The sequence below is a fragment of the Streptomyces sp. NBC_01232 genome (assembly GCF_035989885.1).
Lineage (GTDB): Bacteria > Actinomycetota > Actinomycetes > Streptomycetales > Streptomycetaceae > Streptomyces.
The window spans coordinates 521,348-536,245 of record NZ_CP108518.1 but is presented as its reverse complement, the minus strand read 5'-3'; the positions used below and the strand labels follow the sequence as shown (position 1 = coordinate 536,245).

At 72.3% G+C, this 14,898-nt stretch carries 11 protein-coding genes and 1 pseudogene; 9 read left to right on the top strand and 3 right to left on the bottom strand.

Going from position 1 to position 14,898, the window contains the following annotated elements:
- Positions 1–7: 7 nt before the first annotated feature.
- Positions 8–1,642 (bottom strand): serine/threonine-protein kinase, encoded by a 1,635-nt coding sequence (locus tag OG444_RS02610; RefSeq protein WP_327260522.1) that lies wholly within the window; start codon positions 1,640–1,642, stop codon positions 8–10.
- Between the two features lie 166 nt (positions 1,643–1,808).
- On the opposite strand from OG444_RS02610, the gene OG444_RS02605 reads away from it, so the two are divergent.
- Positions 1,809–3,752 carry an FHA domain-containing protein gene (locus OG444_RS02605; RefSeq protein ID WP_327260521.1) on the top strand — a complete coding sequence of 648 codons (1,944 nt, stop codon included), beginning with the start codon at positions 1,809–1,811 and terminating at the stop codon, positions 3,750–3,752.
- Between the two features lie 69 nt (positions 3,753–3,821).
- Here OG444_RS02605 and OG444_RS02600 read toward each other — a convergent pair whose 3' ends face one another.
- Entirely contained in the window at positions 3,822–5,144 is a 1,323-nt protein-coding gene (locus OG444_RS02600; protein WP_327260520.1) for an AI-2E family transporter, read from the bottom strand.
- 282 nt (positions 5,145–5,426) lie between these two features.
- Between OG444_RS02600 and OG444_RS02595 the strand changes: the two genes are divergently transcribed.
- Entirely contained in the window at positions 5,427–7,469 is a 2,043-nt protein-coding gene (locus OG444_RS02595) for an MMPL family transporter (RefSeq protein ID WP_327260519.1), read from the top strand.
- Between the two features lie 93 nt (positions 7,470–7,562).
- Positions 7,563–8,525: a nucleoside hydrolase gene (locus tag OG444_RS02590; RefSeq protein WP_327260518.1), complete on the top strand. Its 963-nt coding sequence runs from the start codon at positions 7,563–7,565 to the stop codon at positions 8,523–8,525.
- Positions 8,526–8,635: 110 nt separating this feature from the next.
- Here the strand turns inward: OG444_RS02590 and OG444_RS02585 are convergent, their stop codons facing one another.
- Positions 8,636–9,259, bottom strand: a complete 624-nt coding sequence (locus OG444_RS02585) for a TetR family transcriptional regulator (protein ID WP_327260517.1) — start codon at positions 9,257–9,259, stop codon at positions 8,636–8,638.
- Positions 9,260–9,357: 98 nt separating this feature from the next.
- Here OG444_RS02585 and OG444_RS02580 point away from each other — a divergent pair, with 98 nt between their 5' ends.
- The 6 genes and pseudogenes from OG444_RS02580 (at position 9,358) to OG444_RS02555 (ending at position 14,761) form a co-directional block, all read left to right on the top strand.
- The gene (locus OG444_RS02580; protein ID WP_327260516.1) at positions 9,358–9,549 is read left to right on the top strand and encodes a hypothetical protein; all 192 of its coding nucleotides are present in this window, start codon (positions 9,358–9,360) and stop codon (positions 9,547–9,549) included.
- On the top strand, positions 9,546–9,878 hold the full coding sequence (locus OG444_RS02575; RefSeq protein ID WP_327260515.1) for a DUF4190 domain-containing protein: 333 nt from the start codon (positions 9,546–9,548) through the stop codon (positions 9,876–9,878). Before OG444_RS02580 ends, OG444_RS02575 begins: the two co-directional genes overlap by 4 nt.
- A 91-nt stretch (positions 9,879–9,969) precedes the next feature.
- Positions 9,970–12,087: an ATP-binding SpoIIE family protein phosphatase gene (locus tag OG444_RS02570; RefSeq protein ID WP_327260514.1), complete on the top strand. Its 2,118-nt coding sequence runs from the start codon at positions 9,970–9,972 to the stop codon at positions 12,085–12,087.
- A 132-nt stretch (positions 12,088–12,219) separates the two neighbouring features.
- Positions 12,220–12,324: pseudogene (locus OG444_RS02565) on the top strand (NUDIX hydrolase); the annotation flags it as partial.
- A 34-nt stretch (positions 12,325–12,358) separates the two neighbouring features.
- Complete coding sequence (locus OG444_RS02560) at positions 12,359–12,958, top strand: SMI1/KNR4 family protein (RefSeq protein WP_327260513.1); 600 nt, start codon at positions 12,359–12,361, stop codon at positions 12,956–12,958.
- Between the two features lie 327 nt (positions 12,959–13,285).
- Entirely contained in the window at positions 13,286–14,761 is a 1,476-nt protein-coding gene (locus OG444_RS02555) for a hypothetical protein (RefSeq protein WP_327260512.1), read from the top strand.
- Positions 14,762–14,898 lie beyond the last annotated feature (137 nt).

Below are 14,898 nucleotides of genomic sequence, written 5' to 3'. Positions count from 1 at the left end.
GGCGGGATCAGCCGGTGCAGGTGATCGAGAAGGGGACCGGGTTGGAGGTGGCCCGGCCGGGGCTCTGGAGTTCCACGGCCATTCCGGTGGTCAGGGTGCCGGTCTTCGCGTACGTGGTCAGGCGCACGGTGTCGTGTCCCGTGGGGTTGGCCTCGTCCCCGATCGACATGGTGCGCCAGTGCGGATCCACCACCGAACCGTCACCGGACACCCAGCGGTAGGAGATGAGGGTCGGCTCGGACGCGGTGAACGTCGCGGTGAACGCCGGGGCCTTGCTTTCGGGGGTGGGGCAGCTGCCGACGTACTTGGTGTTCGCGCCCGCCACCGACATCCGTACGCCCGAGGCGAGGGCGGTTTCCTTGTTGCTCTCGGAGAGGGCGTAGGCCAGCCCGGCGGCGATCAGTACGCAGGCGGCCGCGCCGGCCGCGACGAAGACCGCCGTACGGCGCTTGCGGGGCGGGGCGGCGGCAGCGGCGGCGGCAGTGGTGCCAACCGCGGTGGGCGTGGCCTCGGACGACCGGGGTGCCTCGGGAGACGGGAGCATTTCCGAAGACCGGGGGATCCCGGTTGCCGCGGTCGCCGGTTCCACCGCGGGGACCGGGGCCGCCGCCGCGGCCGGTTCCGCGGGGGCCGGCAGGACGCGGGCGCCGGTCGTGGTGGCGTCCGGTGCGGCGGCGATGTCCCGCAGGGCTTCGGCGGCTTCGGCGGCGGGGGTCCGCTCGCCGGGCTCCTTGCGCAGCAGCCCGGCGATGACCGGGGTGAGCGGGCCGGCCCGGGTCGCCGCCGGAGGCTCCTCGTCCACGACGGCCCGCAGGGTGCTCAGGGCGGTGTCCTGCCGGAACGGGGAGATCCCCTCCACGGCCGCGTACAGCATCACGCCGAGGGACCACAGGTCGGACTCGGGGCCCGAGGGGCGGCCCAGCGCCCGCTCCGGCGGCAGGTACTCGGGGGAGCCGACCAGCTCGCCCGTCATCGTCAGGGCCGTGCTGCCCTCGACCATCGCGATACCGAAGTCGCTGAGCACCACCCGGCCGTCCTGCGCGAGCAGCACGTTCGCGGGCTTCACGTCCCGGTGCTCCACCCCGACGGCATGCGCGGCCCGCAGCGCGCTCAGCACCTCCGCGCCGATGTGCGCGGCGCGCCGCGGGGTGAGCGGCCCCTCGGCCCGCAGCAGGTCGGCCAGCGACTGCCCGCGGATCATCTCCATCACGATCCAGGGCCGGTCGTCCTCCATGACCACGTCGTGGACCGTCACCACATTGCGGTCGGGTATGCGCGCCGCCGCCCAGGCTTCCCGCTCCAGCCGGCTGTACATCCGCGCGACGTCCCCGGCCCGCAGACCGGCCGGGGCCCGGACCTCCTTGACGGCGACCTCCCGGTGCAGGGTCTCGTCGAGGGCCCGCCACACGGTGCCCATGCCGCCTTCGCCGAGCCGGGACAGCAGCCGGTAGCGGCCCGCGATCAGCCGTTCCCCGCCCGCCGCAGCCGGCGCGGCCGCGGTGGTGGCGGTGTCCGTGTTCGTGTCCGTGGACGCGTCGGTGGCCGTACCGGGGCCGGTCAGCGCGCTGGTCATGGCACTGGTCAGCGCGGTGGTGCCCGCGAGTGCGGTCTCCGTCACGGTCTCGGTTTCCTCGTTGTGCATGGGGGCGGTTCTCCCTCGAATTGCCAGCCGACTCAAACATCACGTAGCGACCGGGGCACCGGTTCAGCGAGGCGCAAGAAATTCTCAGAAATAGTTGAACCGAACATGTTCTCGATGACGTGTGGTCGTACGAGGAGTCAGCGGCATCTTTTTCGAGGAGCATTGAGTGGCATCGGTCATCGTCGGGCGTACGGGTCCCTTCACCGGGCAGAGCGCGGTTCTGGGCAGCGAGTCCCTCAGCTTCGGGCGCAAGAGCGACAACGACGTCGTCATCGTCAGCGCCAGTGCCTCCCGGCTGCACGCCGAGATCCTCGCCGAGGACGCCGGGTTCGTCCTCTACGACCGGGACAGCCGCAACGGCACGTTCGTCAACGACCAGCGCGTCACCCGGCACGTGCTGCGCCCCAACGACTGCATCCGGATCGGCGACGAAACGTTCCTCTATGAGGCGCAGGACGCCATGGAAACGGTCATGGACCTCTCTCTCCTGGACGTCCCCAGGGTGAGCGCCGCAGACCCCGGCACGCTGCGCGTCACCATCACCGGCGGCGGACCGGTGGGCCTCGCCTTCGCGCTGGCGCTCGACGAGATGCTGCCCGGCCGGACCGTCATCACCCTCTATGACGGACGCTGGACCAGGAAGGGTTCCGCGATCGCCTGGAAGGACGAGACCCAGGGCAACTTCCGCCGCCAGCAGGTCGTGACCGTCCAGAGCCGGCAGTACCTCGCCCTGTCCGAGGAAGTCCGCTCCGCCCTGTTCGACGACAGCGGCGCCTACTCCGAGATGTGGCCGGTCGGCCCCGACTCGGTCGACGGGCATCCTCCCCGCAACATCCGGATCGCCCACATCGAGGACCGGCTGCTGGACCTGGCCAACCGGAGACCGGCGATCCGCCTCGTCCCCAAGCGTTTCGACGTGGAGGAGCAGCAGAACCGGCTCACCCAGGAACACGTCCTCGTCGTCTGCGAGGGCGGCCGCTCCCGCACCCGCGAGCACTACGCCGACCGCTTCGGCACGGCCGACTCCTCGATCTACTCCCTCGACGGCGAGCACCTCCAGGACATCGTGCTGGGGCTGCGCGTCAAGTCGAGGCTGCCGGACCCGATGAGCGTGCTGCTCACCGTGTCCCAGAACCGCTTCCTCCTCAACTCGCTGCGGGGCGAAGGCTTCCTGAACATGCGGCTCACCCGGGAGGAGGCCAAGAACGTCATCGGCATCGACCCGGTCCGCCACGTCTTCGAGGAGTGCATCGCCGCCCGCCCGTGCCTGATGAGCCGCCAGGAGGAGGACAACGAGTTCCGGTGCCCCACCCACGGCACCCTCTTCCTGCCCGCCCTGCTGCGCGGCTCCCCGCTCTGGAAGGAGATCCGGCAGGGCCTCGGCCTGTTCGGCGTGGCCGAGGAGGACCTGTCCGCGATCACCTCGTTCCGGCTGGACATGGTGCAGCGCCCGCGGTTCACGGCGCAGCTGCACCGACCGACCGCGAGCAGCCCCGGCACCTATGGGTTCCTGCTGGGCGACGCGGCCAACGCCATTCACTTCTGGCCCGGCCGCGGCCTCAACAGCGGTCTGGCATCCGCCACTTCACTGGCCCGGTCGCTCAGCCGCGCCTGGCAGGGCAAGCCGCTGCGGGACGCCGACTTCATCCGGCACGAGGCGGCGATGTCGATGCTCCAGTACCGGCACAAGAGCCGGGCCTGGAACGCGATGGTGACCACCGACGATCACGGCGTCACGCGCGCCATCAGGGACATCATCGCGCGCAGCGCGGAGGCCGGAAGCGGTGCCGGTGCCGCCTCCGGGGCTCGTGCCGGTGCACGGGCCGGTGCCGGTGACACGGACGGGAGCGACCTGGACGCGCTGCTGGACCGGATGGCCGGGATCCGGGACCGGCTGGCGTCCCGTCTCCCCGGCCTCCCCACGGACTCGGAACTCCGCTCCCACCTGTCCTCGATCGCCCCCGCCACCCTCCGCACGCTGCTGGAGAGCGGCGCCTGGGACACCCTGATCGTCGGCGGCGAGGAGGCCGACATCGACCTCTTCTACCAGTCGGACTCCCCGGTCTTCGTCCCCCGCCCGGCCGACCCCCGGAGCCTCGCACGGCCCTGAGTCCTGGCCCGCACGTGCCCGTCGGGGAGGAGGACCCGTGCCTCGGACCGGCTCCCCGGCTGCTGCGGATCAGGAGGGTTCCCGGTCCGGCGCCGGGGGCGGGGCCGGGCGCTTCCCCGCGGGCTCCGCGGGCTCCGCGAGCTCCGCGGGCTCTGCCGGCTCCGCAGGGGGCCGGTCCGCCGGCGGCCCTTCGTCTCCGGCGTTGGCGCGCAGGTGCCCGATGACCGTATTGGCCACGGCGACCAGCGGAACGGCGACCACGGCACCGCCGATGCCGGCGACCACTCCGCCCGTGGCGACGGCCAGGACCACGGCCAGGGGGTGGACCCGTACGGCCCTCCCGAGGATGAACGGCTGCAGCACGTGGCCCTCGATCTGCTGTACGACGAGCACCACCAGCAGGGTCATCAGCGCGGTGAACACACCCTGGGTGACCAGGGCGACGACCACGGCAAGGGCCCCGGACGCGACGGCGCCGACGAGGGGCACGAACGAGGCCAGGAAGATCACCACGGCGATCGGGACGGCGAGCGGGACCCCCAGGAAGTAGATGCCGAGGCCGATGAACAGGGCGTCGATGAAGGCGACGATCAGGGTCCCGCGCACGTACGCGGTCAGCGTGCGCCAGGCCGCCGGGCCCGCGTCGGCCACGTCCGGCCGGGCGGCGGCGGGCACCAGCTTGAGCGTCCACTGCCAGATGCGCCTGCCGTCGTACAGCAGGAAGAGCGTCGAGAACATCGCCAGCAGCATCCCGGTGAGGACCTCCACCAGGACGGTCACGCCCTGGAGACCGGTCGAGGTGATCTCGCTGGTACTGGTGCCGATGGCGTCGCTCAGGCTGCCGGCCACGTCGTTGATCTGCTCTTCGGTCACGTGGAAGGGGCTGTCCAGGAGCCATCGTTTCAGCTCGTCGATGCCTTCCTGGAGGCGCTCGGACAGGTTGTCGAGGTTGTCGAGCACCTGCCATACGACGAACCAGCCGACCAGTCCCAGGACGACGAACCCGAAGAGCGCCGTGAAGGCGGTGGAGAGCCCCCGGGAGAGCCCGACGCGGTGCAGCCGGGCGACCGTCGGCTCCAACAGGGCCGTGATCAGCAGCGCGGCGGCGAAGGCGAGGACGACGAGCCGGACGGATCCGATGACCCGCATGACGACCCACAGGGCTGCCGCGAGCACCAGGAACCGCCAGCAGGCCTCGGCCGCGACCCGTACGCCCCAGGGCACCGCCCGGGCGGGGTCCGGATTGCGCGGACGCGTCCGGCGGGCCTCCGCCGCACGCTCCCGCTCGGCCAGCAGCTCGGCCTCATTGCGCGCCTGCACCTGGGCGCGACGCTTACCGAGCGCGGCGGCGCCGTCCTTGAGGCGGCCGGGCCAGGTGCGGATTCCGGGCATCCGGAACCTCCTTCCGGTCTCACCACGCCGTCTGCCCCGGATTCCGGCGATCAGGCAGGTGCGGGCCGAACTGTTCCGACCCCGTTCGAACGGATGTGCGCCCCTGACCGCCGCCGGCCGGAAGTGATGCAGAAACGCTGCGTGTTGCCCCCGGGGTGCCCTCGCGGGGGAGGGTGGGCCCTCTCACCGGGGGGCGTGTCCCATCGCCGTCCGGGCCCGTCCGTGGCCCACGCTTGACCATCGAGCCCGTGGGCCGTCCACCCGTACCTGTTCAGGAGCATCATGCGCACCTCGCCCCGACCGGCCCGGTGGCTGGTGCCCGTCCTCCTCCTCGTGGTCTGGCTGGGCGTCGGAGGCAGCCTCGGCTCCTACGCGGGGAAGCTCGGCGAGGTCTCCACCAACGACCAGGCGGCCTTCCTGCCCCGCAGCGCCGAATCCACCCGCGTCGCCCAGGCCCAGGGTGCCTTCCGGCAGGAGGAGTCGCTGCCGGCCGTCGTGGTCTGGACGGCGGACGGCGCCGCAGGGGTGACCCCGGCCGAAACCGCCTCGGCGCAGGCCGCGCTGGCCGGCCTGGCGGGCCGCCCCTGGAGCGCCGGCCCGCCCTCCCCGGTCGTCGCCTCGCGCGACGGCAGGGCGCTGCAGGCGGTGGTCCCCCTGGACCCGGCGCTGGGCGACGAACTGCCCGCGGCGGTCGCCGAGATCCGCGAGGCCGGCTCCCGGGTCGGGGCCACCACGTTCCACGTGACGGGACCGGCGGCCACCCGGGCCGACCTGTCCGAGGCCTTCGCCGGAATCGACGGGCTGCTGCTCGGCGTGGCGCTGGCGGCCGTCCTCCTGATCCTGCTGCTCGTCTACCGCAGCGTCCTCCTGCCCCTGCTGATCATCATCGGGGCGGTGTTCGCCCTCTCCCTGGCCTGCGCGATCGTCTACGCCCTGGCGAGCGCGGACCTGGTCAGGGTCGACGGGCAGGTCCAGGGCATCCTCTCGATCCTCGTCATCGGCGCGGCCACCGACTACGCCCTGCTCCTGACCGCCCGCTTCCGTGAGGAACTGGGGCACACCGAGGACCGGTACGCGGCCATGCGAGCGGCCCTTGGGCAGTCGTGGGGCCCCATCGTGGCCAGCGCCGGCACCGTGGCCCTGGGCCTGCTCGCCCTGTTCCTCAGCGACCTGACCAACAACCGGGCGCTCGGGCCGGTGGGAGCGATCGGGATCGTCTGCGCGGTGGCGAGCGCCCTCACCTTCCTGCCGGCCGCGCTGGTGCTGCTCGGACGCAAGGCCTACTGGCCGGCGCACGTGCGCGCGGGCAACGGCGCGGCAGGGATCTGGAAGCGGATCGCCACCCTCGTCAGCGGGGCCCCGCGGCGGGTGTGGGCCGTGGCTCTGGCCAGCCTGCTCGCCTGCGCAGCCTTCGCGCCCACGCTGCACTCGGGCGGGGTTCCCCTGGACGAGATCTTCGTGAACGAGGCCCCGTCGGTGACGGGCCAGAAGGCACTCGGCCGGCACTTCCCCGGAGGGGCGGGCAATCCGGCCGTCGTGATCGCCGCCGCCGGCCGGCAGGCGCAGGTGCGCGAGCGCGCCGAGGGCACGCAGGGCGTGGACTCGGCCGCGGTGCGGGGCGAGAAGGACGGCCGGGTGCGGATCGACGTGGTCCTGAAGGACCCCGTGGACAGTGCGGCGGCGAAGGAGACCGTGGTCAGGCTCCGCGAGGCGGTCCATCCGGTGCCGGGTGCGCAGGCCCTCGTGGGCGGCTACACGGCACAGGCGTACGACACGCAGAAGACCGCCGAGCGCGACCGCGAGATCATCGTTCCGGTGGTGCTGGCCATCATCCTCGTCATCCTGGTGGCCCTCCTGCGCTCGCTGGTGATGCCGCTGCTGCTGGTGGCGACGGTGGCCCTCAACTTCTTCGCGACCCTGGGCGTGTCCGCGCTCGTGTTCCGCCACGTGTTCGGGTTCAGCGGCACGGACTCGTCCGTCCCCCTGTACGGGTTCGTCTTCCTCGTGGCCCTCGGCGTGGACTACAACATCTTCCTCATGTCGAGGGTGCGCGAGGAGTCGCTGCGGCACGGCGTCCACGAGGGGGTGACGCGAGGCCTGACGGCCACCGGTGGGGTGATCACGTCCGCGGGCGTGGTCCTCGCCGCCACCTTCGCCGCGCTGGCCGTCATCCCTCTGGCGTTCCTGGTGCAGATCGCCTTCATCGTGGCCTTCGGCGTTCTCCTGGACACCCTGGTCGTGCGCTCGCTCCTGGTCCCCGCCCTGGTCCTGGACATCGGCCCCGCGGCCTGGTGGCCGGGACGGCTCAGCCGCCGCCCGAGCTGAGCCGGCCGGGCCGGCCCCGGGCGAGGCGGTGTGGTCAGGGCGCGGGCGCGGGGGCAGACTGGAGCCCCACGCCCCCGCAGCGGCAGGAGTGACGTGCCCGTCCCGATCATCATCGACTGCGATCCCGGACACGACGACGCCCTCGCGATCATGCTGGCCGCCGGGGACCCGGCGGTGGACCTGCTGGCCATCACCACGGTCGCCGGCAACCAGACCCTCGACAAGACGACGCTCAACGCCCGCCGCGTCTGCACGGTCGCCGGGATCACCGACGTCCCCATCGCCGCCGGGTGCGACCGGCCGCTGGTCCAGCCGCTCGACGTGGCGGCCGACGTGCACGGGGTCACCGGACTGGACGGACCGATGTTCCCGGCCCCCACCGTGGACGTGGTCCCGGAGCACGCCGTGGACCTGATCCACCGAATGCTGGCCGGGCACCCCGAGCCGGTCACCCTCGTCCCGACCGCGCCGCTGACCAATATCGCCCTGCTGCTGACGCGGTACCCGCAGGACGCCTCGCGCATCCGCGAGATCGTCCTGATGGGCGGTTCGACGGAGCGGGGGAACCGGACCCCGGCCGCCGAGTTCAACGTACTCACCGATCCGGAGGCCGCCGACATCGTCTTCCGCTCGGGCGTGCCGGTCACCATGTGCGGGCTCAACGTCACGCACCAGGCACTGGCGACACCCGAGGTGGTGGCCCGCTTCGTGGCGCTGGGCACGCCACTGGGGCAGACCTGCGCGGAGCTGCTCACCTACTTCGGCTCCACCTACCGTGCGCTGTGGGGGTTCTCCAGTCCGCCGCTGCACGACCCCGTCGCGGTGGCCCGGGTCATCGATCCCGGGCTGGTGCACTGCGTGGACGCCCAAGTCGCCGTGGAACTGCACGGCCGGTTCACGCGCGGCGCCACCGTGGTGGACCTGCACCGCTCCACGGGCCGTCCGGTCAACGCACGCGTGGCCGTCACCCTGGAAGCCGGCCGGTTCTGGGACCGGATGATCGCCGCCGTCGCGACGCTCGGCGCACGTACGCCCGACGGAGCACCGGCCTCCTGACCGCGGACGAAGGGGAGCGGGGCCAGCGGGCGACCGTCGTGAGGGACCTCGAGAGGGACGCCTTCCTCGTCGTGGCCCCCGACGCGGACGCGGCGCAGACACCCCCCAGGTCACTTCGGCCAGTTCACCCGCCCGAGATGGATCAGGCGGAGCTGGGCGCGGGCCGTGCCGGTGGCCGCCGACCAGTCCTCCCCCCGGAGCGAGGCGGCCAGGAACGCCGAGGCCGTCATGAACATGTGATCCACCAGCAGCCGCGACAGCATCGTCACGTCGTCGGCGTCCCAGCCCGCGCTCACCGGGTCGGCGCCGAGCGCAGCGCCCATCTCATGCGCGAGGACGTCGAGTTGGCCGGCGATGGCCTCGCGGACCGCCGGCACCCCACCGTGGCGCTCGCGGACGAGGAAGCGGACGTGCGCGGGCCTGCTGCGCACCAGTTCGGCGACGAGCTGCACCGCGGCGTCGCCGCGCCGGTCTGCGTCGCCGGTCGCGGCGAGGATGCCCCGCACGGTCTCCTGCAGGCTGTCCAGCGCCTCCTCGACGAGCGCGGTCCCGAGTTCCTCCATGCCCCGGAAGTGCCGGTAGAAGGCGGTGGGGGCGACCTTGGCGGCCCGGGTCACCTCCCTGAGGCCGAGGCTGCCGAGGCTGCGCTCCTCCAACTCGGACAGGGCTGCGTCGAGCAGGGCGCGTCGGGTACGGCGGCGCTGGGTCTCACGAATGCCGGTGTGCGGACTCATGACGCGAAGTCAACCGCGTCACACTTGTCCGCCGCCAGCATGAGACCGACTGAACCGGGTAGTCAGTGAACAACTGTTACCTGAACGGAGGATGTCTCATGCTCTTCCTCGTAGGTGCGTTGCTGGTGCTCGGTGTCGTCCTCGGCACCGTGGCCCACGTCCCCGTGCCCGTCAGCCTGGTCGCCGGCCTCGCCATCGCCCTCTGGCTCGGCCTCTTCGCCACGCGCGAGCGCTTCTCGGGGCACCGCCGGGCCGGTTACGTCGACCACGACCGGGGAGGTCTGCGATGAGCCCGCGGACCGAGTCCCGTACGCGCCCCGGAGGCCGTACGGGAGCCCGTACTGGACCCCGTACCGGCAGCCGGGGCCCGGCCCCGGCCACCCGCACCCGTGACGCCGACGCGATGGCCGTCACCGGCTTCGTCCTCGGGCTGGTGGGGCTGCTCGTGATGAACCTGATCCTCGGCCCGGTCGCCGTCGTCCTCGGCGCCCTCGCCCTGCGGCGGCACACCTCCAGGCCCGGCCGGGCCCGCCTGGGCATCGCCCTGGGCCTGGCCGACGTGCTGGTCCTCGTCTGCCTCGTCACCGCCGACGGAACGTGGTCGTGGGGCCTGACCTGAGCACCGCGGGCCCGCCCTGCGTCCGGTGGGGCCGCAGGTCGCCGGGCGCCCCTTCGGGGTCGATACTGAAGGCACGGTGCGTGGAGGCGACATGGGTGAACCGGAGCATCGCGGCCCGAGGCCGGCCTCGGCGCCCGTCAGTGACACGGCAGCGGTCGTCCTGGACGACGAGGGCGTGGTCATCGCCCGTTCCGCGTCGGCCACGACGCTGCTGGCATGCTCGCCGGGGGAGACGTACGCCCCCTTGTCGGGGCTGCTGCCGCGCGGCGGACCGGAAGCGGGATCGGCCGGTCGGCTCGTGACGGTGCCCGGAAGCGACGAGGCGGGCCGGAAGGTCCCGCTCGTCTGCAGGATAGTCCGGCTCGCGGCCTGTACCCGCGGCGCCCCCGATGCCGACGATACCCAGTGGCTCGTCCTGGTCACCCCGGCCGAAGCGGTCGCGGAGGCGGCCGATCACGACTCGGAGCGCCGCCGCAAGAAGCTGTCCCGCGCCGCCACCTCGAGCATCGGGGCCTCGCTCGACGTCACGGAGATGGCCCAGACCCTCGTGAACCTGCTGGTCCCCGAATTCGCCGACCTGGCGACCGTGGACCTCGCGGAGCCGGTGCTGGTGGGGGACGAGCCGCCGCACCTCGAAGCCAGCGGTGATGTCCGCCTGTGCCGGACCGCCGCGGCACAGAGTCCCGGGATATCCGCGGAGGACCTCCTGCCGGTCGGCGAGGCCCTTCCTCCCGTGTCGGACTCCGATGTGATGCGTCCGCTCATGGCGGGACAGCCCGTGCTCGTGTCCGACATCGACGCGTTGCGCGCGAAGCTCGGCGTGGACACCGAGACCCTGCGCCTGTTCGTCCCGAGCGGGGCGCACTCCTCGGTGGCGGTGCCGCTCTACGCACGCGGCCTGATCCTCGGCTGCGTCACGGTCTGGCGCAGCCAGTTGCCTTCCGCGTTCCGCGAGGAGGACGCCGCCCTCCTCCAGGACCTCGCGTCCAGAGCCGCACTCGGCGTGGACAACGCGCGCCGCTACACCAAGGAACACCGGTCGGCGGTGGCCCTGCAGCGGAGCCTGCTGCCGCATTCCGCCCTGAACGTGGCGGCCGCGGACACGGCGGGGGTGTACCAGCCCGCCGGGGGCGGTGTGGGGGTCGGCGGGGACTGGTTCGACGTGATCCCCTTGTCGTCGCTGCGCGTGGCCTTCGTGGTCGGGGACGTCGTCGGACACGGACTCGAGGCCACGGCCGCCATGGCGCGGCTGCGGACCGCGGTGCAGACCCTGGCCGACCTCGATCTGGATCCGGGGGAGCTCCTCACGCATCTCGACGACCTGGTGCTCGGCTTCTCGGACGAGCAGATGACCGGCGAGTTCCGCTCGGAGCCCTCGGATTCCTCAGAACCCTCGGATCACTCGGAGCGCTCCGAACCGGCGGTGCTCGGGGCGACGTGCCTGTACGCCGTCTACGACCCCGTGACGGGGCAGTGTGCCGCAGCCGCCGCGGGACACCCGCCGCCGGTCCTGCTGCCGCCGGAAGGGGAGCCGGCCTTCCTCGACGTGACGCCCGGACCGCCGCTGGGGGTGGGCGGAGTGCCCTTCGAGGTGACGGAGTTCGGTGTACGGCCCGGCAGCATGCTCGGCTTCTTCACGGACGGACTCGTGGAGAGCCGCGACGGCGACATCGAGGAGGGAATGGAGAGGCTCAGGGGCGCACTCGCCGGAGCCGACCCGAGCCGGCCGATCGATGAGATCAGCCGGGGCGTCTTCGACGGGGTGCGGCCTCACATGCCCGTCGACGACGCCGCCCTGCTGCTCGCCCGCATCCACACGCTCTCGTCCGACCAGGTCGCCGAGTGGGAGTTCGAGGCCGACCTCTCCCTCGTCGCCGAAGCCCGTGAGCTGGTGGTGGGCCAGCTGTCCGCATGGCAGTTGGACGAACTGGGCTTCGTGACCGAACTCGTCGCCAGCGAGCTCGTCACGAACGCGATCCGCTACGCGGGCGGCCCGGTCGGGCTGCGGCTGATCCGCGACCGGGTGCTCGTCTGCGAGGTGTCCGACCCCAGCAGCACCCAGCCCCGCCTGCGCCGGGCACGGGACACGGACGAAGGAGGGCGCGGCCTCTTCCTCGTCGCCCAGCTCACCGACCGCTGGGGCAGCCGCTTCACACGTACGGGCAAGACCATCTGGACGGAACAGCCCATCGGCGGCCCGCTCGTCTAGGGGGTGCCTCGTCGATCCGACCGGAGCCGGGACGGCAGCCATCGGCATCGAAGTGCTCCCGGCGGCACGCGAAATACTCGACGCGATCGGGCGGCGCCGCGCCATCACGTTCACCCGGGTCCCGGACGTTGTGTCGCAAAGCTGCGCCGGTCATCGCTCGTGGACATCGGCCTCGACCTGGCACGGACCGTCCCGGCGACCGGCCATGTCGCTGCCGTCCCAGTGCGGCTACATTGACGCAGATCCCCGCTGACCGGCCTTGGAGCAGTGCATGTCCTCGTTCGACGATTTGCAGGCCCTGTTGGGCGAGCCCGCCGCCCACCGGCAGCCGAACCCGGGCGACTGGAACGAAATCGAGGAGCACATAGGTTCTGCTCTGCCCAGGGACTTCAAGGCGTTCCTCGACGCCTACGGCAGCGGGGTCATCTCCGGCGAGCTCGCCGTCTTCCACCCGCGTGGAACGAGGCCGTTGCTGGAGCGCATGCGCGGGAATCACCAGCTGTTCGCCGAGCGTCGAAAGCGGGCCCTGAGCGCGGGCGACTTCGAGCATGTCCCGTACCCCTTCCACCCCGAACCCGGTGGGCTGATCTCCTGGGGTTACGACCACAGCGGCGACGAGCACTTCTTCCTGCCCTGCGACCCCGACCCGGACCGGTGGAAGGTCGTCACGATGGCTCATGAAGCGGGCTGCGAGACCTTCGACGGCCCGTTCTCGGGTTTCGCCCTCATGTTCGTGCGGCGGCTGCTCGACGTGGACCGGTACCACGGCATCGAACCGGAAGCCCTGGAGTTCCTGGAGCCCGAGGATCTGGACGAGCTGGTCGCTGCCGGAGAGATTGGCCCCGTTCGGCCGAGCTTCGAGCCGTTCTGAACGGCGCGCACCCGGAAGCCGCCCAGAACAGCACCTCCAGCAACCGTCTACCGCCCGTTCGGGTCGAGGAAGAAGGCGGGCCTGCGTACGGCGAGGGAGTCGCCATGGCTCTCAGGTCGCCGTCGGGAACGGACGGACCCCCGCCGGTGAGCACGACGATGACACCCTCGCGCCGCGCGACGTAGCGGATGGACCCGGCCCCCCGGCGCCGGAGGGTCCCGACTCCGGGCAGGGCGACAGCTGAGGGTCCGTACGACGGGGCTGCCCGGCCGGGCCCCGCGTGAGAGACTCGGCGGTCAACTCGCCCAGTCAGAAGGGTCACTTCCCGTGTCGGACGCCACACCGTCCCCGGTCCACCTCAACGAGGTGGTGGAGGCACTTGCGGAGAATCCTGCGCTGCCGCCCGAGCTCGTCCGCCGCCTCTTCGCCCATCGCAACGGCTTCGGCGAGGTCGCCAAGCGCCCGGACCTGACCGACGACATGATCGCCGAGATCATCGCCATCGACGATCACTGGCTCACTCACTCGCTCGCCCTCAACCGCAGCCTCCCGCACGCCTTCCGGATGGCACTGGCCGAGCACCCCGACCCTGCGGTACGCACGGCCGTGGCGTCCAGGGCGGGCGGCGACGCGCACCGGGAGCTGTTCGAGCGGCTTCTCGGCGACGCCGACCCCAAGGTGCGCGGATCGCTGGCGGAGAACGATCACATGCCGGCGGATCTGCGCGCCCTGCTGGCGGCCGACGTCGACCCGGAGGTCCGGGCGACACTGGCCCAATGGTGGACGCAGGCCCCCGAACCGGTGCGTCGCCGTCTGCTGACGGACCCCGACGACGCGGTGCGCGCAGGCGCCTGCGCGACCTACTACCGGCAGCTGCCCCACCCGGTTCCGCCGGCCGACCTGCTCCCCGCGCTCCTGGCCGACCCGGTCACACGCGCCGGGGCCATCCGCCACTGCACTCTGGACGCCGACACGGAGCGCCGGCTGGCCCACGACCCGGACGAAGCGGTGCGCAAGGAACTCGCGGAGCATCCCGGCCTCTCGGCGCCGCTGCGCGACCGGCTGGCGGAGGATCCCGACCCGCGGGTCGCGCTCGGGATCTTCGCCCGTCAGGACACCCCGGAACCGACCCGTGCCGCGATCCACGCACGCATCCTGACCGAGGCGCCCCCGGCGGACTGGCTCGACGACGACCAGGAACTGGACGACGACGCGCTCGAACGACAGATCCTGAGCGAGATAGCGCGTCTGGAACTGCGGACGCTGCGTCTGCCGTGGGTGACCGCCGATCCCCTGCCCCACACCGAATCGCCGTACGTCTGCTTCCGTGCCTCGGCCGCGATGTCCGACTCCCTGCCCAGGCCGGTCGCGGCCCGGCTGCTCGACGACGAGGAGAGCAGCGTCCGCACGACGATGGCCCGGCACGCACGTGACCGGATCGATCCCGCCACCGCCGAACGCATCGACCGCAGCCACCGCCCGTACAAGAGGACGCGATGGCGCCCGGCCGACGACTTCCCCCTGCCGGCGGACGTCCTGCGGCGACTGGCCACCGACCCCGACCCGAGAATGCGGAGGCTGGCCCCCCGTGACCCCGACCTGCCGGTGGAACTGCTCCGTGCCCTCGCCGCCGATCCCGACGAGTCGGTACGCCACGCGATCGCGACCCGTCCCGGACTCCCGGCCCGGATCCTGACGCGGCTGTTGTCGGACCCGTCGAAACGGGTCGCGGCCACCGCGGCCGGCAACGCCGATCTGCCGCCCGCACATATGCACCGGCTCATCGCGCTGGCCGGACTGTGACACCGGGCTGCGCCTGTGTAAACGGGTAGGTGCCAGCCGCGGCTGCGGACACCACGAAGGCCCCGCAATCGACTCGGGGCCTTCGTGCACTTCGCTGACCTGTCCCTTCAACGAGCTCGACGGGCGGGAGTCACGGC